This is a genomic window from Klenkia marina, from assembly GCF_900101025.1.
GTDB classification, from domain to species: domain Bacteria; phylum Actinomycetota; class Actinomycetes; order Mycobacteriales; family Geodermatophilaceae; genus Klenkia; species Klenkia marina.
In genome coordinates, this window is sequence record NZ_FMUH01000002.1 from 874,807 (window position 1) to 895,424 (window position 20,618).

Annotated in this window: 19 protein-coding genes; 10 read left to right on the forward strand and 9 right to left on the reverse strand. The window is 75.1% G+C overall.

The window, feature by feature from the left end; all coding sequences use genetic code 11:
- Nucleotides 1–135: 135 nt before the first annotated feature.
- The 4 genes from BLP29_RS09490 (at nt 136) to BLP29_RS09505 (ending at nt 4,755) form a co-directional block, all read left to right on the forward strand.
- Nucleotides 136–1,017 (forward strand): ABC transporter ATP-binding protein, encoded by an 882-nt coding sequence (locus BLP29_RS09490; RefSeq protein ID WP_092802793.1) that lies wholly within the window; start codon nt 136–138, stop codon nt 1,015–1,017.
- Nucleotides 1,014–1,823: an ABC transporter permease gene (locus BLP29_RS09495; RefSeq protein WP_092802796.1), complete on the forward strand. Its 810-nt coding sequence runs from the start codon at nt 1,014–1,016 to the stop codon at nt 1,821–1,823. Before BLP29_RS09490 ends, BLP29_RS09495 begins: the two co-directional genes overlap by 4 nt.
- 10 nt (nt 1,824–1,833) lie before the next feature.
- Nucleotides 1,834–2,892, forward strand: coding sequence for an adenosine deaminase (locus BLP29_RS09500; protein WP_092802799.1), 1,059 nt, complete (start codon nt 1,834–1,836; stop codon nt 2,890–2,892).
- 225 nt (nt 2,893–3,117) lie between these two features.
- Nucleotides 3,118–4,755 (forward strand): DEAD/DEAH box helicase, encoded by a 1,638-nt coding sequence (locus BLP29_RS09505; RefSeq protein WP_092802801.1) that lies wholly within the window; start codon nt 3,118–3,120, stop codon nt 4,753–4,755.
- Nucleotides 4,756–5,290: 535 nt separating this feature from the next.
- Here the strand turns inward: BLP29_RS09505 and BLP29_RS09510 are convergent.
- A complete protein-coding gene (locus BLP29_RS09510) occupies nt 5,291–6,637 on the reverse strand; it encodes a hypothetical protein (protein WP_092802804.1) in 1,347 nt (448 codons plus the stop codon).
- Between the two features lie 52 nt (nt 6,638–6,689).
- The gene (locus tag BLP29_RS09515; RefSeq protein WP_207798391.1) at nt 6,690–8,222 is read right to left on the reverse strand and encodes an MFS transporter; all 1,533 of its coding nucleotides are present in this window, start codon (nt 8,220–8,222) and stop codon (nt 6,690–6,692) included.
- Between the two features lie 51 nt (nt 8,223–8,273).
- On the opposite strand from BLP29_RS09515, the gene BLP29_RS09520 reads away from it, so the two are divergent.
- On the forward strand, nt 8,274–8,798 hold the full coding sequence (locus BLP29_RS09520) for a TetR/AcrR family transcriptional regulator (protein ID WP_092802807.1): 525 nt from the start codon (nt 8,274–8,276) through the stop codon (nt 8,796–8,798).
- 38 nt (nt 8,799–8,836) lie between these two features.
- Here BLP29_RS09520 and BLP29_RS09525 read toward each other — a convergent pair whose 3' ends face one another.
- Genes BLP29_RS09525 through deoC form a run of 3 tightly spaced genes read right to left on the reverse strand, consistent with a single transcriptional unit; the run spans nt 8,837 to nt 12,125 of the window.
- Nucleotides 8,837–9,700, reverse strand: coding sequence for an aldehyde dehydrogenase family protein (locus BLP29_RS09525; protein ID WP_092802810.1), 864 nt, complete (start codon nt 9,698–9,700; stop codon nt 8,837–8,839).
- Nucleotides 9,700–11,136: an aldehyde dehydrogenase family protein gene (locus BLP29_RS09530; protein ID WP_092802813.1), complete on the reverse strand. Its 1,437-nt coding sequence runs from the start codon at nt 11,134–11,136 to the stop codon at nt 9,700–9,702. The genes BLP29_RS09525 and BLP29_RS09530 overlap by 1 nt, the downstream gene beginning before the upstream one ends.
- Nucleotides 11,136–12,125: a deoxyribose-phosphate aldolase gene (deoC, locus tag BLP29_RS09535; protein WP_092802816.1), complete on the reverse strand. Its 990-nt coding sequence runs from the start codon at nt 12,123–12,125 to the stop codon at nt 11,136–11,138. Before deoC ends, BLP29_RS09530 begins: the two co-directional genes overlap by 1 nt.
- A gap of 58 nt (nt 12,126–12,183) precedes the next feature.
- Here deoC and upp point away from each other — a divergent pair, with 58 nt between their 5' ends.
- From upp to BLP29_RS20635, 3 genes are all read left to right on the forward strand, one after another.
- Nucleotides 12,184–12,807: a uracil phosphoribosyltransferase gene (gene upp / locus BLP29_RS09540; protein WP_092803288.1), complete on the forward strand. Its 624-nt coding sequence runs from the start codon at nt 12,184–12,186 to the stop codon at nt 12,805–12,807.
- A complete protein-coding gene (locus BLP29_RS09545; protein WP_092802819.1) occupies nt 12,807–13,703 on the forward strand; it encodes a Gfo/Idh/MocA family protein in 897 nt (298 codons plus the stop codon). The genes upp and BLP29_RS09545 overlap by 1 nt, the downstream gene beginning before the upstream one ends.
- Nucleotides 13,704–13,785: 82 nt before the next feature.
- Nucleotides 13,786–14,262, forward strand: coding sequence for a DUF805 domain-containing protein (locus BLP29_RS20635; RefSeq protein WP_165839331.1), 477 nt, complete (start codon nt 13,786–13,788; stop codon nt 14,260–14,262).
- On the opposite strand, the gene BLP29_RS09555 is transcribed toward BLP29_RS20635, so the two are convergent.
- From BLP29_RS09555 to BLP29_RS09570, 4 genes are read right to left on the reverse strand one after another with little or no spacing between them, the layout of a single operon-like run.
- On the reverse strand, nt 14,238–14,858 hold the full coding sequence (locus BLP29_RS09555; protein ID WP_092802822.1) for a DedA family protein: 621 nt from the start codon (nt 14,856–14,858) through the stop codon (nt 14,238–14,240). The genes BLP29_RS20635 and BLP29_RS09555 overlap by 25 nt on opposite strands.
- Nucleotides 14,855–16,465, reverse strand: a complete 1,611-nt coding sequence (locus BLP29_RS09560) for a phospho-sugar mutase (RefSeq protein WP_092803294.1) — start codon at nt 16,463–16,465, stop codon at nt 14,855–14,857. The genes BLP29_RS09555 and BLP29_RS09560 overlap by 4 nt, the downstream gene beginning before the upstream one ends.
- A 44-nt stretch (nt 16,466–16,509) precedes the next feature.
- Nucleotides 16,510–17,334, reverse strand: a complete 825-nt coding sequence (locus BLP29_RS09565; RefSeq protein ID WP_092802825.1) for an NAD-dependent epimerase/dehydratase family protein — start codon at nt 17,332–17,334, stop codon at nt 16,510–16,512.
- On the reverse strand, nt 17,331–18,158 hold the full coding sequence (locus BLP29_RS09570) for a purine-nucleoside phosphorylase (protein WP_243469820.1): 828 nt from the start codon (nt 18,156–18,158) through the stop codon (nt 17,331–17,333). Before BLP29_RS09570 ends, BLP29_RS09565 begins: the two co-directional genes overlap by 4 nt.
- Before the next feature lie 104 nt (nt 18,159–18,262).
- Between BLP29_RS09570 and BLP29_RS09575 the strand changes: the two genes are divergently transcribed.
- Both BLP29_RS09575 and BLP29_RS09580 read left to right on the forward strand, forming a co-directional pair.
- Nucleotides 18,263–19,399 (forward strand): glutamate--cysteine ligase, encoded by a 1,137-nt coding sequence (locus tag BLP29_RS09575; protein WP_092802831.1) that lies wholly within the window; start codon nt 18,263–18,265, stop codon nt 19,397–19,399.
- Entirely contained in the window at nt 19,396–20,616 is a 1,221-nt protein-coding gene (locus tag BLP29_RS09580) for an amidohydrolase (protein ID WP_092802834.1), read from the forward strand. Before BLP29_RS09575 ends, BLP29_RS09580 begins: the two co-directional genes overlap by 4 nt.
- The last annotated feature ends 2 nt before the right edge of the window (nt 20,617–20,618 follow it).

The window sequence follows — 20,618 nt, forward strand, 5'->3', positions numbered from 1 at the left end:
CGGAGGGTCACCCCGAGCCGGTGGCAGCGTCGCTCGTGGCCACGGGGGTACGGCACCTGGCCGCGGTGCGACGCGGAGCGTCGCGGTGTGCACCGCACGGCGACGCGGAGCGTCGCCGTGCAATCGTGTCTCCTCGTGAGTGCTCCCCTCGACGCCGACGCCGACGCGGCGATCAGCATCCGCGGTCTGGTGAAGCGGTACGGCGACCGCGACGCCGTCGCCGGCCTCGACCTGGACATCCGGCGCGGTGAGATCTTCGCGCTGCTGGGCCCCAACGGTGCTGGCAAGACCACGACCGTCGAGGTGCTGGAGGGCTACCGCTCGCGCGACGAGGGGGACGTCCGGGTGCTGGGCCAGGACCCGGCGGCGGGCGGACGGCGGTGGCGCTCGCGCATCGGCATCGTGCTGCAGTCCGGTGCCGGGGACAGCCAGCTCACCTGCCTGGAGCTGCTGCGCGCGCAGGCGGCCTACTACCCCGACCCCCGCGACCCGGTCGAGGTGCTCGAGCTCGTCGGGCTGGCCGAGAAGGCCGGGGCCCGGGGCCGGTCGCTGTCCGGCGGCCAGCGCCGCCGCCTGGACGTCGCGCTCGGCATCGTCGGCAAGCCCGACCTGCTGTTCCTCGACGAGCCCACCACCGGCTTCGACCCCGAGGCCCGCCGCCAGTTCTGGTCGCTGATCCGGTCGTTGCGCGAGCTCGGGACGACGATGCTGCTGACCACGCACTACCTCGACGAGGCCGAGGAGCTCGCCGACCGGGTGGGCGTCATCGCCGGCGGCCGGCTGGTCGAGGTCGCCGTCCCGGCCGAGCTGGGTGGCCGGCAGGCCGCACCCGCCGTCGTCAGCTGGACCGAGGACGGCGTCCGGCGCAGCAGCCCGACCCCGACCCCCACGGCCTTCGTGGCCGAGCTCGCCGGTCGGTTCGCCGGCGAGGTGCCCGACCTGGCCGTCACCCGCCCGACCCTCGAGGACGTGTACCTGCAGATGATCGGTCAGCCCGCCGAGGAGCCCGCCCGATGAGCGCGCCGTCGAGCCTGCCGTCCCTGCCCCGGGTGTTCCGGGTGCGGGCCGGCGTCGAGCTGAAGGAGTTCTTCCGGCAGCGCGAGTCGGTCGTGTTCACCCTGATGTTCCCGGTGATCCTGCTGGTGGTCTTCGGGGCGGTGCTGGACTACGAGATCGGCGGCGGGGTCAGCTTCACGCAGTACTTCATGGCCGGCGTCATCGCCGCCGGGATCCTCGGCGCCAGCCTGCAGAACATGGCCATCGGCATCGCGACCGAGCGCAGCGACGGCACGCTCAAGCACCTGGCCGGCACCCCGATGCCCAAGGCCGCCTACTTCATCGGCAAGGTCGTGCAGGTCCTCGCCGTCACGGTCGCCACCATCGCGATCCTGCTCGTGGTCGGGAAGGTCCTCTACGGCATCGACCTGCCCAGCGGCACGCAGTGGCTGACCTTCGCCTGGGTCGCGCTGCTGGGCTCGGCCGCCTGCACCCTGCTGGGCATCGCGGTCTCGAGCCTGCCCAAGAACGGGCGCTCGGCCTCGGCGATGGTCACCCCCTTCGCGCTGGTGCTGCAGTTCATCTCCGGGGTGTTCTTCCGGTTCGACCAGATCCCCGAGTGGATGCAGACCGTCGCCGCGGTCTTCCCGCTCAAGTGGATGGCGCAGGGGCTGCGCTCGGTGTTCCTGCCCGACGCGCTGGCGGCCCAGGAGCCGGCCGGGTCGTGGGAGCTGGGCCGCGTCGCGCTGGTGCTGGCCGCCTGGGTGGTCGTCGGCCTGCTGCTGTGCGTGCGCACCTTCCGCTGGCGGGACCGCGCCGACGGGTAGCTTCCCCGGCATGCCCGCGCCGCTGACCCCGGAGACCCTCGCCCGCGCCCCCAAGGTGCTGCTGCACGACCACCTCGACGGCGGCCTGCGCCCGCAGACGGTGCTCGAGCTGGCCGACGCGATCGGGTACACCGACCTCCCGGCGTCCGACGCCGAGTCCCTGGGCGCCTGGTTCCGGCAGGCCGCCGACTCGGGCTCGCTCGTGCGCTACCTCGAGACCTTCGCGCACACCGTCGCGGTGATGCAGACCCCCGACGCCGTGCAGCGGGTGGCCCGCGAGTGCGCCCTCGACCTCGCGGCCGACGGCGTCGTGCACGCCGAGGTGCGCATGGCCCCCGAGCTGCTCACCGCCATGCCGATCGAGGCAGCGGTCGAGGCCATCCTCGACGGGTTCGCCGCCGGTGCGCGCGAGGCGGGCACCATCCGGGTCGGGGCCCTGCTGTGCGCCATGCGCCAGGCCGACCGCTGGGACGAGGTGGCCGGGCTCGTCGTCCGGTACCGCGACGCGGGGGTGGTCGGCTTCGACCTCGCCGGCCCCGAGATCGGGTTCCCGGCCGACCGGCACCCCTCCGCCATCGCCCTGCTCGACCGGGCCGGCGCGCACCGCACCGTCCACGCCGGCGAGGCCGACGGCATCGAGAGCATCCGCGGGGCGCTCGAGGGCGCCCGGGCCGAGCGGCTGGGCCACGGGGTGCGCATCGCCGACGAGGTGCCCGAGGACGGCAGCCCCCTGGGTCCGGTCGCCCAGCGCGTTCTCGACGAGCAGGTCACCCTCGAGGTGGCGCCGTCGTCCAACGTGCAGACCGGCGCCTACCCCTCGATCGCCCGCCACCCGGTCGGCCGGCTGCACCGCGCCGGGTTCGCCGTCACCCTCAACACCGACAACCGGCTGATGAGCGGGGTGTCGGTGACCAGCGAGTTCGTGGCGGTCAGCGAGGCCCACGGGTGGGGTTGGGACGACGTCGCGACCGTCACCGAGCGGGCGGTGGCCGGCGCCTTCCTCGGCGACGCCGACCGCGCGGCCCTCCTGCAGCGGGTCCGGGAGGGCTACGCGGCCCTGCGCGGGTGATCACGCACACCCGTCCGCGGGAATGACTCGGGCGCGATCGCTGCTAGATTGGGCAGGTCGGCGATCGCCGGCCACACCTCCCGGGCGGTCCTGCCCGGGGTAGAGCGCATCCGTGCAGACCTCCGCGTCACCGCAGACGCATCCTGGGGTCGCCCAGTGAGTCCCGCCTCAGGCGGGCCCGGCACCACACCACGGGACGCGCCCGATCTGCATCGGAGTCCCCGCTTGTCCTCGTTCGACACCGTCGACACCAGCACCACCGTTCCCACCTCCACCGACGAGGCCCCCGAGGCCGTCGCCGAGACGGCCCCCGCGGCCGCCCCGGCTCCCGTCGGCCCGACCTTCCACGAGCTCGGCCTGCAGCAGCAGCTGATCACCGCGCTCGAGCGTCGGGGCATCCACCACCCGTTCGCCATCCAGGTCTCGGCCCTGCCCGACGCCATGGCCGGCCGCGACGTGCTCGGCAAGGCCGCCACCGGCTCGGGCAAGACCCTCGCCTTCGGCCTGCCGCTGCTGCACCGCCTCGGCCAGGACGTGCAGCAGGGCCGCCGCGCCCCGCGCGGCCTGGTGCTCGTGCCCACCCGTGAGCTCGCGCAGCAGGTGCACGACAACCTGGCCCCGCTGGGCCAGTCCAACGGCGTGCAGTTCGCCGCCGTCTACGGCGGTGCCTCGATGTACCGCCAGATCCAGCAGCTGCGCCGCGGCGTCGACGTCGTCATCGCGACGCCGGGCCGCCTGCAGGACCTCATCAACCAGGGCGAGTGCACCCTGGCCGACGTCGAGATCGCGATCATCGACGAGGCCGACTTCATGTCCGACCTGGGCTTCCTGCCCGTGGTCAAGGAGCTGCTCGACCAGGTCCGTCCCGGCGGCCAGAAGATGCTGTTCTCGGCCACGCTGGACGGCGAGGTCGACACCCTGGTGCGCCGCTACCTCAAGGACCCGGCCCGCCACGAGGTCGTCAAGCCCGTCGACAGCGCGCCGCCGGCCGAGCACCGCGCCTACAGCGTCTCGTTCCCCGACCGGCTCAAGGTCACCGAGCAGCTGGCCGCCCGCCCGGGTCGCACGATCATCTTCGTGCGCACCCAGCACGGCGCCGACCGGCTGGCCGACAACCTGCAGGCCGTCGGCATCAAGGCCGAGCCGATCCACGGCGGTCTGCCGCAGTCGGCCCGTCGCCGCGCGCTCGAGGCGTTCACCGACGCCCGCTCGCCGGTGCTGGTCGCCACCGACGTCGCCGCCCGCGGCATCCACGTCGACGACGTCCAGCTGGTCCTGCACTACGACCCGCCGGCCGACCACAAGACCTACCTGCACCGTTCCGGCCGCACCGCGCGCGCCGGGGCCGCGGGTGTCGTCGTCTCGCTGCTGCTGCCCGACCAGGTGGGCCAGGCCAAGCGCCGCTTCCGCCAGGCCGCGGTGAACACCGACGTCTCCCGGATCCGTCCGGGTGACGCGCCGATCGCGGAGCTGGTCGCCTCCGGCGTCCACGTCGAGCCGGTCGAGCGCCCGGTCCGTCCCTCGCGGGGTGGCCAGGGTGGCGGGCGTCCTCGTCGCGACGGCGACCGTCGTCCCCCGCGTCGCGACGGCGAGCGCTCCTACGGCGACCGCCCGGCCCGCTCCTACGGCGACCGTCCGGCTCGCCCGGCCGGTGACCGGCCCGCCTACGGCGACCGCCCGGCCCGCCCCGCGGGTGAGCGGCCCGCCTACGGCGACCGCCCGGTGCGCTCGGACCGGCCGTCCTACGGCGACCGTCCGGCCCGCTCGGACCGGCCCTCCTACGGCGACCGTCGTCCCGGTGGCTCCCGCCCCCAGGGCGGCAACGCCGGCGGCCGCCCGCCGCGCCCCGCGCGCTCGTACTGACAGCAACACCTCGTCGCCCCCGCGACGGGTCCTGACCTGGACGCCCGGTCCCTCCTCGGAGGGGCCGGGCGTTCGGCGTCCCCGGGCCGCCCCGCACCCGGGCGCGGCCACGGGCTGGTGCGCGCCGGCACGGGTGGCCCGGCGCTGTCGCCCCGCCCGAGGGCGCAGCCGCCGCCCGGGTGCGCTCCGGTGCGGGTCGGCCTCCTCGGTCGCCGGCCAGGCGCGCACTCCTGGCCCGGGTGCGCGCGTACACGGCTCACGTGGCACGAGCACCCGCCCGAGGACGCAGTCGCGGAGCGGTGCGCTCCCGTGCGGGACGGCCCTCCCGGTCGGCCCCCAGGTGCACCCGTCGCCCGGCTGCCCTCCCGGGTGAGCCGCCCACCCGGGCCACGCGCCTGCGGGCCCACCTGTCGCCTGGCTGCGCCCGTGAGCCGGCAGGCATCGCCGGTCGCCTGCGAGCGCACCTGCCGTGGTGCTGCCGGACGGGCGACGTGGCCCCGGGAACGGCGCCGCCGCGTCGTCGGGACCCCCTGCGTCAGTCGCGGAAGACCAGGGCGGTGCTGACCTCGCGGACCAGCTCGTCCCAGGGGCCGGTGAGCACGGCGGCGTCCTCGGCGCGCAGCGCGGCACCGGGCTCGCGCTCGGCGCGGGCCACGGCCTGCCCCAGGGGGGTGCTGGCGGCCAGCAGCTCGTCGACCCGGGTGAGACCGGCGTACTCGGCGAGGTCGCGGACGCCCTCCACCGGCTGCACCAGCACACTGTGGTCGACCAGCCCGGCGGCGCCGTCGGCGACCTCGGCGAGCACCTCGCCGACCTCGACGAGGTCGTAGCGGTCCTGGTCGACCGGCAGCGGCAGGGTGTCGGTGTCGGCGACCTCGGGCCACGAGGCGATCTCGGTGAGGTCGTGGTCCTCGTCGCCGTGCGCGAAGGCGGCCAACTCGGCGGGCGAGGCGAACAGGAAGACCTCGCCGTCGGCGCCGAGGAAGCGGGACTCGTCCTCGACGTAGCAGCGCAGGGTGAGCCCGGCGCCCTCGGGCACCACGACCTCCACGGGCAGGATGCCGACGCCCTCCCAGAACCCTGCGGCCGCGGCGACCGCGACGGGGTCGGCGGCGATCCGGCTGGGGCTGCTGATCGCGCTGGTGGGCGCGGCGGTCGCAGCGGGCTCGTCGTCGTCCTCGGCCGGTTCGGCGTCGTCCTCGTCGTCGTCCTCGTCGGGGACGGCCACCTCGCTCTCGGCGGCGGAGGGGTAGTCGTCGGGGTCGGCGGTGCCGGCGCCGGTCCAGTCGAGGTGCTCGTCGAGCTCCTCGACGACGTCCTCCCACAGCTCGTCGACCGCACCGCCGAGCCGGATCCAGGCCTCCTCGCCGGCGCGGCCGACGAAGGCGTCGATGCCGAGCGAGAGCAGGGCCACCTCGGGCTTGGCCATCAGCTCGGCGACGGACTCGAAGGCGGTCTCGTCCTCGTCCTCGTCCTCGTCGTCGTCGGGGGCGGTGTCGCAGCACTCGGCGATTCGGCCGGCGATCTCGAAGGTGGCGGCGAGCTCGTCGACGGCCCAGCGGTCGGGGTTGTCGGCGACGACGTCGTAGACCCCGTCGAGGTCGTAGCGGTGGTCGTCGTCAGGGGTGACGTCGGCGGCGCCCAGCCCGGCCACGACCGGCCAGACCGGGTGGTCGGCGAGGTCGTGGTCGGTGCTGGTGCGGCAGAAGGCGGCCAGCGCGTCGGGGGTGGGGAACAGGTGGACGACGGCGGTCTCGCCCTCGGAGTTGCCGAGGAAGGCCTGCCACTCCTCGCCGTCCTCCTCCCACGGGGGAGCCCACAGGGTGTAGCCCGTGCGGTCGTCGAGGGTGAGGGCGATGGGGACGATGCTGGGCCTGGCCACGGGGTCATCCTGCCTGCCCGGGGTGGGCGGGGGCGAGCGGGGCCCGGGGCGATCAGCTGCGGGGCGCGCGCCAGACCGCGGCGACCACGGCGGCGGCCAGCAGCATGACCCCCAGGCCGATGAGCGCGCTGGTGTCGGTGGCGACGGCGAACGCGCTGCGGGCGCTGTCGGCCAGGGCGGCCGCGGCGTCGGCCGGCAGCCGACCGGCGACGTCCAGTGCGCCGCCGAGGGTGTCGGCGGCCCCGGCGTCGGCGGCGTCCAGGCCGGCCGGCAGCGCCAGCCGCGTGGCGTAGACCGCGCCGAGGACGCTGCCGAACACCGCGATGCCCAGGCCGGCACCCATCTCGTAGGCGGTCTCGCTGACCGCGCTGGCCTGCCCGGCCCGCTCGGCGGGCGCGGCGGTGAGGATCGCGTCGTTGGTGAGCGTCTCGGCCAGCCCGGCGCCGGCCGCCACCAGCACGAACGCCAGGACGACGGTCGAGACGGCGGTGCCGGTGCCCAGCTGGGTGGCCAGGGCGAACCCGGCCGCGCCGAGCAGCAGCCCGACGACGACCAGCGCCCGCACCGGCACCCGGCGCGACAGCGGCACGGCCAGCAGCCCGGCGACCACGGCGGCGGCCAGGCCCGGCACCAGCACGAGGCCGGCCTCCATGGGGCTGAGGCCCAGCACCAGCTGCAGGTACTGCGAGGCGATGAGCAGCAGACCGCCGAAGGCCGCGATGCTCAGCAGGTTGGCGCTGATGGCGGCGCGCACGACCCGTGAGCGGAACAGCGAGAGGTCCAGCAGCGGGGCGGGGCGACGCAGTTGCCGGCGCACGAACACCGTGCCGGCGACCAGCCCGACGACCGCCGCACCGACGCTGAGCGGGGTGACACCGCCCCCGGCAAGCTTCTTGATCGCGTAGACGAGCGGCAGCATGGCCGCCAGCGAGAGGACGACGCTGACCACGTCGAGCGGCCCGGGCTGCGGGGCCTTGGACTCGGGCAGCACCAAGGCGCCGGCGATCAGCAGCAGGGCCAGCACGGGCACGTTGATCAGGAAGACCGAGCCCCACCAGAACCGCTCGAGCAGGAAGCCGCCGACCACGGGGCCGAGCGCGGCCCCGCCGGAGAAGCCGGCTGCCCAGATCGCGATGGCCAGCCGGCGCTGCTGGGGGTCGAGGAACAGGTTGCGCAGCAGCGAGAGCGTGGAGGGCATGAGCGCGGCGCCGAACACCCCCTGCAGTGCGCGGGCGGCGATCAGCCAGCCGATGGAGGGTGCGAAGGCAGCCAGCACCGACGCCGCGCCGAACCCGGTGGCGCCGACGAGCAGCAGCCGGCGCCGGCCGAAGCGGTCGCCGAGCGAGCCGGCCGTGACCAGCAGGCCGGCCAGCACCAGCGGGTAGACGTCGACGGCCCACAGCAGGCCGGCACTGCTCGGGGTCAGCGCGGCGGCGATGGAGGGGACGGCGAAGGTCAGCACCGTGCCGTCGACGGCCACCAGGAGCACCGGCAGCATCAGGGCGGCCAGCCCGGCCCACTGGCGGCGCCCGGCCCGCGGGGGCTGCGGTGCGCGTGCGGGGGTGGGTGCTGCGGTCGTGCTCACGGTTCCTCGTTCCATCATTTCTGTACCGTCCAGCTGGTACAGTAAACCACCATGGCGAGACCGTCGAACAGGGACCGCGTGCTGGACGCCTACGAGGCGTTGCTGGTCGACGGGGCCGGGGCCACCGTCACCCTCGACGCCGTGGCCGAGGCGGCCGCTGTCTCCAAGGGCGGCCTGCTCTACCACTTCCCCAGCAAGGAGGCCCTGGTCGACGGGTTGGCCGGCCGGCTGCGCGAGCGCGCCGCCGCCGACGTCGACCGGCTGCGCGGGGCCCCCGAGGGGCCGGTGGCCTACTGGGTGCGGACGGCGAACAGCGAGGTCGAGACGGGGCTCGGCCGCACCTACCAGGCGCTGCTGGGCCTGGCCGGCACCGGGCAACCGGCCGCCCGAGCGGTGATCGCGGAGGTCGAACGCGGCTGGACCGCGGCGCTGGAGGACCTGATCCCCGACCCCGTGGTCGCCCGCGTGGTGCGGCTGGTCGGCGACGGCCTGTACCTGGAGAGCCTCACCGGCCTGCCCGGTGCCCCCGACGACGCCGCACTGGTGGCGCTCCTGGAGTCCCTCGCCCGTCGCTGACGGTCAGCACCTCCTGCGGGAGCCGGGAGCCGGGGGCCTCACACGCCGATCGGATGCCAGACCGTCTTGGTCTCCAGGAACGGGGTCATGCGGGACAGGCCCGGGTCGGCCGTCCAGTCGGGCTCCTCGGCCGTCGTCCGCAGCACGCGCTTGAGGGTGCCGGCGGCCGACCGCTCGAGCTCCATGGCCGTCGTCCCGGCGCCGCAGAGGTCGATGCCGTCGACGTCGGCGTGCTCGGCCAGCCAGGGGCCGATCTCGGCGGCGTCGCCGGTGAGCAGGTTGGCCACCCCACCCGGGACGTCGGACGTCGCGAGCACCTCCGACAGCGTGATCGCCGGCAGCGGGCGCTCCTTCGAGCTGACCAGCACGGCCGTGCAGCCGGTGGCCAGCACCGGCGCCAGCACGCTGACCAGGCCCAGCAGCGACGAGCGCTGGGGTGCCAGCACGGCGACCACGCCGGTGGGCTCGGGCACCGAGAAGTCGAAGTACGGCCCGGCGACCGGGTTGGTGCCGCCGAGCACCGCGGCCAGCTTGTCGGTCCAGCCGGCGTACCAGACCCAGCGGTCGATCGCGGCGTCGACGGCGGCCCGGGCCTTGGTCTCCGAGAGGCCCTCGCCGGCGGCGACCTCGGCGGCGAACTGCGCCGCACGGCCCTCCATCACCTCGGCGACCCGGTAGAGCACCTGCCCCCGGTTGTAGGCGGTGGCACCCGACCAGCCGGCGAACGCGCCGCGGGCGGCCACGACGGCGTCGCGGGCGTCCTTGCGCGAGGCCCACGCGGCGTTGGCCACGAAGCGCCCGCGGGAGTCGGTCACCTCGTAGGTGCGCCCGGACTCCGAGCGGGGGAACTTGCCGCCCACGTAGAGCTTGTAGGTCTTGCGGACCTCGATGCGCTCGCTCATCAGGACTCCTTCAGGTACGCGCGCAGGCCGAGGCGGCCGCCCTCGCGCCCGTAGCCGGACTGCTTGTAGCCACCGAAGGGCGACGTCGGGTCGAACTGGTTGAACGTGTTGGCCCACACGACGCCGGCGCGCAGCTGGTTCGCGACCGACAGGATGCGCGAGCCCTTCTCCGACCAGATGCCGGCCGAGAGCCCGTAGGTGGTGTTGTTGGCCTTGGCCACGGCCTCGTCGGGGGTGCGGAAGGTGAGCACCGAGAGCACCGGCCCGAACACCTCGTCGCGGGCGATGCGGTGCGCGGGGGTGACGTCGGTGAACACCGTCGGCTTGAACCAGGTGCCCCGGTCGGGCAGCTGACCCTCGGGCTGCCACAGCTGGGCCCCCTCGGCCTCGCCGATCCCGACCAGCTCGCGGATGCGGGCCAGCTGCTCGGGGGAGTTGATCGCCCCGACGTCGGTGTTCTTGTCCAGCGGGTCGCCCACCCGCAGGGTGCCGATGCGCCGCTTGAGCGCGGCGACGACCTCGTCGTGCACCGACTCCTGCACCAGCAGGCGCGAGCCCGCGCAGCAGACGTGGCCCTGGTTGAAGAAGATGCCGCGCACGATGCCCTCGACGGCCTCGTCGACCGGGGCGTCGTCGAAGACGATGTTCGCCGCCTTGCCGCCGAGCTCGAGGGTGAGCACCTTCTGGGTGCCGGCGACGGCGCGGGCGATCTGCTTGCCCACCTCGGTCGAGCCGGTGAACGCGACCTTGTCGACGTCGGCGTGCTCGACCACCGCGCGGCCGGTGTCGCCGGCGCCGGTCACGATGTTGACCACGCCCGGGGGCAGGTCGGCCTGCTGGCACACCTCGGCGAACAGCAGCGCGGTGAGCGGGGTGGTCTCGGCCGGCTTGAGCACCACGGTGTTGCCCGCGGCCAGCGCCGGGGCGACCTTCCAGGCCAGCATGAGCAGCGGGAAGTTCCACGGGATGACCTGGCCGGCCACGCCGTGCGGGCGGGGGGCGGCACCCAGGCCCACGTGGTCGAGCTTGTCGGCCCAGCCCGCGTGGTAGAAGAAGTGCGCCGCGGCCAGCGGGACGTCGACGTCGCGCGACTCGGTGATCGGCTTGCCGTTGTCGAGGGTCTCGAGCACCGCGAACTCGCGCGCCCGCTCCTGCAGCAGCCGGGCGATCCGGAACAGGTACTTGCCGCGGTCGGCCGGGCGCATCGGGCCCCACACGCGGGTGAAGGCCTTGCGGGCCGCGCGCACGGCGCGGTCGACGTCGGCGTCGGTGCCCACGGCGACCTCGCCGAGCACCTCCTCGGTGGCCGGGTTCACCGTCTTCAGCGGCTCGCCGCCGCCGTCGGTGAACTCGCCGTCGACGAACAGCCCGTAGTGCGGCCGCAGCGTGACGATCGAGCGGGACTCGGGGGCGGGGGCGTACTCGAAGACGGACATCAGACGACGCTCACGTGGTCGGGGCCGGAGTAGTGGCCGGTGCGGAGCTTCTGCCGTTGCAGGAGCAGGTCGTCGAGGAGGCTGGAGGCGCCGAAGCGGAAGAAGTCGGGGTCCAGCCAGTCGGGGCCGGCGACCTCGTTGATCATCACGAGGTGCTTGACGGCGTCCTTCGTGGTCCTGATGCCGCCGGCGGGCTTGACGCCGATCTGCACCCCGGTGGCGGCGCGGAAGTCGCGCACGGCCTCGAGCATCACCAGGCACACCGGGAGGGTGGCGGCGGGGGAGACCTTGCCGGTGGAGGTCTTGATGACGTCGCCGCCGGCCAGCATCGCCAGCCACGACGCCCGCCGGACGGCGTCGTAGGTGCGCAGCTCGCCGGTCTCGAGGATCACCTTGAGGTGCGCGGACCCGCAGGCCTCCTTCACCGCCACGATCTCCTCGAACACGTCGAGGTAGCGGCCGGCGAGGAACGCGCCGCGGTCGATGACCATGTCGATCTCGTCGGCGCCGTTGCCCACGGCGTCGCGGACGTCGGCGATCTTCACCGCGCGGCTGGCCCGGCCCGACGGGAACGCGGTGGCCACCGCCGCGGTGTGGATGCCGGTGCCCACCAAGGCGTCGCGGGCCACGCCGGCGAGGTCGCCGTAGACGCAGACCGCGGCGACCTGCGGGCAGCTGGCGTCGGTCGGGTCGGGACGGCGGGCCTTGGCGGCCAGCGAGCGGACCCGCCCGGGGGTGTCGGCGCCCTCGAGCGTGGTCAGGTCCACCATCGAGATGGCGGCGTCGATGGCCCAGGCCTTCGCCGTCGTCTTGATCGACCGGGTGCCCAGCTGGGCGGCGCGGGCCTCGGCGCCGACCTGGTCGACCCCGGGCAGGCCGTGCAGGAAGGCGCGCAGCGCAGCGTCCGAACGGGTCACGTCGGCGTACGCGTCGAGCCCGACGGCAGGGGTACCGCGCCCGGGCGCGGTGGGGTCGAGCGCGTGCGTCATGGACCCATCATGGCTGACCCCGCCGACAACCCGTCCGCGGGCGGATACGGTGACCGACGTGCAGCTCACCGTCGTGGACCACCCGATCGCCCGCGCCCGACTGACCCGGATGCGCGACGAGCGCACCGACAACGCCGCCTTCCGTGCGGCCCTGCGGGACCTCACCGAGCTGCTGGTCTTCGAGGCCACCCGCGAGCTCGCCGTGGAGGAGTACGAGATCACCACCCCGGTGACCACCACCACCGGTTACCGGCTGGCCGCCCCGCCGCTCATCGTCCCGGTGCTGCGGGCCGGGCTGGGCATGGCCGACACGGCGCACTCGCTGCTGCCCGAGTCGCAGATGGGCTTCGTCGGCCTGGCCCGCAACGAGACCACCTTCGAGCCCGAGGCCTACATGGCCTCGCTGCCGGAGTCGCTGGTGGACCGCGAGGTCTTCGTGCTCGACCCGATGCTGGCCACCGGTGGCTCGCTGGTGCACTGCTGCACGCTGCTCACCGAGCGCGGCTGCACCTCGATCACCGTGCTGTGCGCCCTGGCCGCGCCCGAGGGCATCACCCGGCTCGAGCAGTCCGGACTGCCGCTGCGCGTGTTCACCGGCTCGATCGACTCCGAGCTCAACGCCGACGCCTACATCGTCCCGGGTCTGGGCGACGCCGGCGACCGTCAGTTCGGCGCCGTCTGATGCGCTTCGCCGTCCTCGGCAGCGGGTTCTGGGCCACCGAGGTGCACTCGGCGTCGCTGGCCGCGCACCCCGAGGCCGAGCTCGTCGGGATCTGGGGGCGGGACGAGGCCAAGGCGGTCGCAGCCGGCGCCCGGCACGACGTCCCCGGCACCGCCGACCTCGACGCCCTGCTCGCCGACGTCGACGCGGTGAGCATCTCCGTGCCGCCCTCGGTGCAGCCCGACCTCGCCGTGCGCGCCGCCGAGGCCGGCTGCCACCTGCTGCTGGAGAAGCCGGTCGCGCTGTCGGTGCCCGACGCCGAGCGGGTGGTCGCGGCCACCACGGCGGCCGGGGTCGCCTCGGTCGTGTTCCTCACCTACCGCTTCCGGGAGCAGACGGCGTCGTGGCTGGAGCAGGCGTCGCGGTCGGCGCTGGTGGGCGGCAGCGTCACCTGGCTGGCCAGCACCTTCGCCGCCGACAGCCCGTTCCGCGGCTCGGTCTGGCGGGCCGAGCCCGGCGCGCCGCTGTGGGACCTCGGCCCGCACGCCCTGTCGCTCATGGAGCCCGCCCTCGGCCCCGTGGTCGCCGCGCTGGGCACCCGCGCCGCCGACGGGACGGTGAACGTCGTGCTCGAGCACGAGGGCGGGGCCACCAGCACCCACACGCTGTCGGCGTCGGCCTCGAGCCTGTCGGCCGGCGAGGAGTTCTGGGTGCACGGCGACGCGGGCCGGTTGGTGCTGCTGCCCCCGCCCGAGGGCAGTGCGCACGAGGCGCACGCCGTGGCCGTCACCGAGCTGCAGGCCGCCGCGCTCACCGGGGGCGCGCACCCCTGCGACGCCGGGTACGGCGCGCACCAGGTGCGGGTGCTGGCCGCCGCCGAGGCCGCGGTGGCCGCCGGGGCCCGTCGGCAGGTCTGACCGCAGCGGCCTGCCGGCCGGGGGCGGGGCCGACCAGTACCGTCGGCACCAGGGACGACGCAGGGGGATCGGTGTGGAGTTCGTGAACTGGTACCTCCGGCGGGGTCGCATCGGCCGCCGGGTGTTCTGGCTGCACTACGTGCTGCCCATCGCCGTGCTCGGCCTGCTCGCCTTCGGCGTCGACCTCTCGTTCGGGTCCACCAACGCCGCCGACGTCCTCGCCGGGCGCGCCACCGAGCTCGAGGTCGGGTTCTTCACCAACGCCCTCGGCTGGCTGACGCTGGTGCCCTCGCTCAGCGCGCACGCCTGCCGGTTGCACGACCAGGGCCGCTCGGCCTGGTGGCTGCTGCTCAACCTCGTGCCGGTGTTCGGGCAGCTGGCGCTGCTGGGCATCTGCGGGTTCGTGCCGGGGCAGCCGGCCGCCAACCGCTACGGCCCCGCACCGTCCGGGACCCCCGGTCAGGTCGGCCCGCCGGTCACCGGCCCCGAGCAGGTCGAGCCGTGGACTCCGGGCCCGGCGGACCGTGCGCCGGACTACCCGCCGTCGGACTGGCGCTGAAGCCGCCGGCGGCGCACACGCACGCGCAGCACGACCACCGCCACCACGGCGACGGCGGCGATCGCCACCAGGCCGCCGGTCGAGATGCGGCCGAGCAGCTCCTCCGCCGCCGCACCCAGCGCCACCACGACCGCCGTGGTGGCTCCCGCCCACAGCACCGCACCCGACCAGTTGGCGACCGCGAACCGCCGGTAGGGCATGCCCAAGGAGCCTGCGAGCGGGCCGGCCATGATGCGCAGCAGCGCCACGAACCGGCCCAGGAACACCGCCCAGGTGCCGTGCTTCTCCATCAGGGCCTGGGCGGCGGCCAGCTTGTCCGGCCCCAGGTGCTTCGGTGACCTGCGGCCGGCCCAGGCGAAGAGCCGGTCGCCGTAGCGGCGGCCCAGCAGGTAGCCGACGGTGTCGCCGACCGCTGCCGAGAGGGCGGCGCACACCGCGACCGTGACGGGGGAGACCACCCCCTGGCCGGCCAGCAGGGCCGCGCCGATGAGCACCGTCTCCCCGGGCAGCGGCACGCCGACGCTCTCGACGCCGACCACCAGCAGCACGGTCACGTACACGACCAGGGGCGGCAGCCCCTGCAGCCACTCGATCACAGACCCAGAGCCGCCGACATCTCCGCCCGGAGCCGGGCGAGGTCCTCGGCGCCGCGCCCGCGGGCGGCCGGCACGGACCCCGCCACCGGGACGACGGACTGCAGGTAGGCCTTCAGCTTGGGCTCGGTGCCGCTCGGCCGGACGACGACCCGCACCCCCTCGCCGGAGAGGCGCACGCCGTCGACGTCGGGCAGCAGGTCCTCGACCTCGACCGGGCGGCCCAGCAGCTGCGCCGGGGGCGCCGCCCGCAGCCGGGCCATGGCGTCGGTGATCAGCGCCAGGTCGGTCACCCGGACCGACAGCTGGCCGGTGGCGTGCACCCCATGGTCGGCGGCGATCTCGTCGAGCCGGTCGAGCAGGGTGCGGCCGTCGGCGGCGAGCTCGGCGGCCAGCAGCGCGACCGCCAGCGAGGCGGAGATGCCGTCCTTGTCGTGGGCCACCCCGGGGGTGACCGCGTAGCCCAGGGCCTCCTCGTAGCCGAAGACCAGCGGTGCGCCCGGGGTGCCGGCCCGGATGATCCACTTGAAGCCGGTCGGGGTCTCCTCGGTCGGCTGGCCGTGCGCGGCCGCGACGTCGCCCAGCAGCGAGCCGCTGACCAGCGATCGGGCGTAGGTGCCGGCCACCCCGCGGCGCAGCAGCCAGTCGCCCAGCAGCACGCCGACCTCGTCGCCGGTGAGCTGCCGGCCGCCGCAGACCACCGAGCACCGGTCGGCATCCGGGTCCTCGGCCAGCGCGACGTCGGCCCCGACCCGCTCGGCGAGGGCCAGCAGCAGGTCGACCGCGCCGGGCTCCTCGGGGTTCGGGAACGCGACGGTGGGGAAGTCGGGGTCGGGGTGCTCCTGCTCGGGCACCGCGTGCAGCTCGGCGAAGCCCGCGGCCGCGAACACCGCGCGGGTGGTCGCCGTCCCGACGCCGTGCATGGCGGTGGTGGCGACCACCAGCCGCTCGCGGCCGGGGACCTGGTCGGGACGCAGTGCGGCCACGACCGCGGCGACGTAGTCGGCCTCGACGTCGTCGCCCAGGGTCGTCCAGTCCTCGCCGCGGGGGACGTCGCGGGCCGGGCCGGTGGCGGCGATGGCGGCCTCGATGGCCCGGTCGGCCGGGGGCACCAGCTGGGCGCCGTCGCCGAGGTAGACCTTGTAGCCGTTGTCCTGCGGCGGGTTGTGGCTGGCCGTGACCATGACCCCGGCAACCGCGCCGAGGTGCCGCACGGCGAACGACAGCACCGGGGTCGGCAGCGGCCGGGGCAGCACCTGGACGGCGAACCCGGCTCCGCTGAGCACCTCGGCGGTGATCCGGGCGAACTCGTCGGAGCGGTGCCGGCCGTCGTAGCCGACCACGACGCCGCGCCCGCCCAGGCCCTCGTCGGCGAGGTACCGACCCAGGCCGGCGGCCGCTCGGGCCACGACGGCCGCGTTCATGCCCCCGGGCCCGGCGCGCAGCGGACCCCGCAGGCCCGCGGTGCCGAAGGTGAGCGGCCCGGCGAACCGGGCGGCCAGCTCGGCGAGGGCGTCGGCGTCACCGCGGTCGAGGAGGGCCTGCAGCTCGGCCCGGTCACCGGGGTGCGGGTCGCCGGCGATCCACGCCTCCACCGCTGCCCGGTCCACGGCGCCCGCGCCGCCTCCGGCTGCGGTGCCCCTGGGGGCGGTGCTCACGGCTGCCGGGCGCGGGCGGCGACGGCGTCGACCGCGAAGTCGGGGCCGGCGTACTCGCCGCCGACCCGGTCGAACTCGACGGTGCCCGGGGTCGGCTCGCCGTGCGCGGCGGTGACGGCGGCGGCGAACGCCTCGGCGTCGTCGACCGGGTCGTACCCCAGGGCCCGTGCGCTGGTGAGGTCCCACCAGCCGCGGGTGTTGGCCGAGATGCCCCAGACGACGGAGAAGCCGGGCGCCGGTGCGGTGAGCGCGGCGTGGACCAGGCCGACGGTGTCGGCGGGCGACAACCAGGTCGACAGGTGCCGCGGTGTGACCGGTTCGGGCTGCGCGGAGCCGATGCGCAGGCAGACGACGTCGAGGCCGTAGCGGTCGACGTAGAGCGAGCCCAGGGCCTCCATCGTGACCTTGGAGACGCCGTAGTAGGTGTCGGGCCGGGGCTGGGCGTCGGTCTGCGCGTTCTCCACCCGGGGCGACATGCCGGTGGCGTGGTTGCTGCTGGCCAGCACGACGCGGGGGACCCCGGCCAGGCGGGCGGCCTCGAGCGCCACGTAGGTGCCCTCGATGTTGGCGTGGCTGATCGCCGCCCACGACGACTCGGTGGCGATGCCGGCCATGTGCACGATCGCCGAGGCGCCGCGGGCGGCCGCGGTGACGGCGGCGAGGTCGGTGGCGTCGGCCACCAGGTGCTCCTCGCCCGGACGCGGCTCGACGACGGCGACGACGTCGAGGCTGCGCAGCGCGTGCCCGCGCTCGGGCAACCCGTGGCGCAGGAGCCCGCCGATGTACCCGGCCGCGCCGGTGACCAGCACCGGGCCCGTCACGAGCGGCCGATCAGCTCGACGAGGAAGGCCCCCAGCCGGGTGGCCGCGGCCTTGCCGGCGGCGAGCACCTCGTGGTGGTCCAGGGGTGCCCCGGTCATGCCGGCGGCGGCGTTGGTGACCATCGACAGGCCGAAGACCTCCACGCCCTCGGCGCGGGCGGCGATGGCCTCCAACGCGGTGCTCATGCCGACGAGGTCGGCGCCCAGGGTGCCCAGCATGCGGATCTCGGCCGGGGTCTCGAAGTGCGGGCCGGGCAGCGCGGCGTAGACGCCCTCGACCAGCGACGGGTCGATCTGCCGGGCCAGCTCGCGCAGCCGGGGGGAGTACAGGTCGGTCAGGTCGACGAACCGGGCGCCCACGAGCGGCGAGCGGGCGGTGAGGTTGAGGTGGTCGCTGATCAGCACCGCCTGGCCCACGGTGTGCTGCGGGGACAGGCCGCCGGCGGCGTTGGTCAGCAGCACGGTGCGGACGCCGGCCGCGGCCGCCGTCCGGATGCCGTGCACCACGGGCTCGACCCCGCGCCCCTCGTAGAGGTGGGTGCGGCCGAGGAAGAGCAGCACCTTGTGGTCGCCGACGGCGACCGACCGGATCTCGCCGCCGTGGCCCTGCACGGTCGGCGCGGCGAAGCCGGGCAGGTCACCGATGGCGACGCTGGCCAGCGTCTCGCCGAAGGCGTCGGCGGCCGGCGCCCAGCCCGAGCCCATGACGACCGCGGTGTCGTGGCCCTCGCCGAGGGCTGCGACCAGGTCGTCGGCCGCGCGGCGGGCGACGGCGGCGGGGTCGGTGGGGTCGGCGGGGGAGGACGGGGTGCTGGGCTGGCTCACGCGGATGACGCTAGCCCAGCTCACCGACATCGACGGCGGTCCAGCCGGAGGCGGTCGGTCCCGTTGGGCAGGTGGGTTGGGTCCGGCGCTCCTAGACTCGCCCGGTGGAGATCCGATTCTCATCGTCCGAGCGCGCGAGCCTGGGGGTGGAGTGGGAGCTGCAGCTGGTCGACCGCGAGACCCGCCAGCTGACGTCGGGCGCCAACGAGATCCTGGCCGAGCTGACCCCCGAGGGTCTCGACGAGCACCCGAAGGCCAAGCACGAGCTGCTGCAGTCGACGGTCGAGATCATCACCGGCATCTGCGGCACGGTCGCCGAGGCCAAGGCCGACCTGGCCGGCACCCTCGCCGAGGTCGTGGAGGCCGCCGACCGGCGCGGGCTGGGCGTGCTCTGCGCCGGCACCCACCCGATGACCGACTGGCAGACCCAGGACATCTCGCCGAAGGAGCGCTACGCGCAGCTGGTCGAGAAGATGCAGTGGCTGGCCCGCCGGCTGCAGATCTTCGGCGTCCACGTGCACGTCGGCGTCCGGTCGCCGGACAAGATCATCCCGATCGTCAACGCGCTGACCCAGTACGTGCCGCACTTCCTGGCGCTGTCGGCGTCCTCCCCGTACTGGGTCGGGGCCGACACCGGCCTGGCCAGTGCCCGGTCCAAGGTCTTCGAGGGCATGCCGACGGCGGGTCTGCCCTACCAGCTCTCGGGCTGGGACGGGTTCGAGGAGTACATGGAGACGCTGATCTCCACCCACGCCATCGAGAGCGTGCGCGAGGTCTGGTGGGACATCCGCCCGCACCCGGACTTCGGCACCGTCGAGCTGCGCATCTGCGACGGCCTGCCGACCCTCGACGAGATCGGGGCGGTGGCCGCGCTCAGCCAGTGCCTGGTCGAGCAGTTCGACCGCGAGATCGACCGTGGCTACACCCTGCCGGTGCCGGCCAGCTGGGTGCTGCGCGAGAACAAGTGGCGGGCGGCCCGCTACGGCCTGGACGCCGAGATCATCGTCGACGAGCGCGGCACGGTGCGCCCGGTGCGCGAGGCGCTCGCCGACCTGGTCGAGGAGCTCATGCCGACGGCGAGGCGGCTGCAGTGCGCCACCGAGCTGGGCGACGTGCTGCGCATCCTCGAGGTGGGCGGTTCCTACCAGCGCCAGCGGGCCGTGGCCGCGGCGCACGACGGCCGGCTCGAGCCGGTGGTGGACAGCCTGCTGGCCGAGATGCGGGACGGGCTGCCTGCGTGAGCCGCGCCTCCACCGCAGCCGAGGCCGTCGACCGGTGGGTCGACGCCCACCACGACGAGCTGGTCGCCACCCGGCGGCACCTGCACGCCCACCCCGAGCTGGGGTTCGCCGAGCACGAGACCACCGCCTACCTCGAGCGCCAGCTGCGCCGGGCCGGGCTGACCACCCGGCGGTTGCCCGGGGGCACCGGCCTGGTCTGCGAGGTGGGCACCGGAGGGCCGGTCACCGTGCTGCGGGCCGACATCGACGCGCTGCCGCTGGCCGACCTGAAGGACGTCCCGTACGCCTCGACCCGCGACGGCATGTGCCACGCCTGCGGGCACGACGTGCACACCACCGTGCTGCTCGGCGTCGCCCGGGCGCTCGCCGCCCTCGACGACCTGCCCGGCACGGTGCGGTGCGTGTTCCAGCCCGCCGAGGAGCAGGTGCCCGGTGGCGCCCTGCAGGTGCTCGAGTCCGGTGCGCTCGACGGTGCCGCCCGGGCGTTCGCGCTGCACTGCGACCCGTCGGTGCCGGTCGGCCGGGTGGGGCTGCGCACCGGCTCGATCACCGCGGCCTGCGACCGGCTCGAGGTCACCCTGACCGGTCCCGGTGGGCACACCGCCCGGCCCCAGCTCACCGTCGACCTCGTGCACGCCCTGGCCCGGGTGGTCACCGAGGTGCCCGGTCTGCTCGGTCGCCAGGTCGACCCCCGTGCGGCGATGTCGCTGGTCTGGGGCGCGGTGGGCGCCGGCGTCGCCGCCAACGCGATCCCGCAGACCGGGTCGCTGCGCGGCACCGTGCGGGTGCTCGACCGAGCGGTCTGGGACACAGCCGAGGAGCTGGTGCGCCGGCTGGTCCACCGGGTCGGCGAGGACTCCGGCGCGACGGTGTCGGTGGAGTACGTGCGCGGGGTGCCCCCGGTGGTGAACGACCCCCGGGGCGTGGCGCTGCTGCGCTCGGCCGCCATCGAGACCGTGGGCGCCGACGGCGTGGTGCTCTCGCCGCAAAGCATGGGCGGGGAGGACTTCGGCTGGTTCGCTGAGCGCCTGCCGATCGCCCTGGCCCGGTTGGGCACCCACGGCAGCGAACTCGGTGGACCTGCGCGAGATCTCCACCAGGGCACGTTCGACGTCGACGAGCGGGCCATCGGGGTCGGCGTCCGGCTCATGGCCCGCACCGCGCTGCACTCGCTGGCCGCCGACGTCCCGACCGGCGCCAGAGCCGGTCAGGTGTGACC

What these genes read in the sequence shown, in the direction of transcription:
- BLP29_RS09495 (WP_092802796.1), top strand. Translation starts at nt 1,014, where the DNA reads ATGAGCGCGCCGTCGAGCCTGCCGTCCCTGCCCCGGGTGTTCCGGGTG.
- BLP29_RS09500 (WP_092802799.1), top strand. Translation starts at nt 1,834, where the DNA reads ATGCCCGCGCCGCTGACCCCGGAGACCCTCGCCCGCGCCCCCAAGGTG.
- BLP29_RS09520 (WP_092802807.1), top strand. Translation starts at nt 8,274, where the DNA reads ATGGCGAGACCGTCGAACAGGGACCGCGTGCTGGACGCCTACGAGGCG.
- BLP29_RS09525 (WP_092802810.1), bottom strand. Translation starts at nt 9,700, where the DNA reads ATGAGCGAGCGCATCGAGGTCCGCAAGACCTACAAGCTCTACGTGGGC.
- BLP29_RS09530 (WP_092802813.1), bottom strand. Translation starts at nt 11,136, where the DNA reads ATGTCCGTCTTCGAGTACGCCCCCGCCCCCGAGTCCCGCTCGATCGTC.
- deoC (WP_092802816.1), bottom strand. Translation starts at nt 12,125, where the DNA reads ATGACGCACGCGCTCGACCCCACCGCGCCCGGGCGCGGTACCCCTGCC.
- BLP29_RS09545 (WP_092802819.1), top strand. Translation starts at nt 12,807, where the DNA reads ATGCGCTTCGCCGTCCTCGGCAGCGGGTTCTGGGCCACCGAGGTGCAC.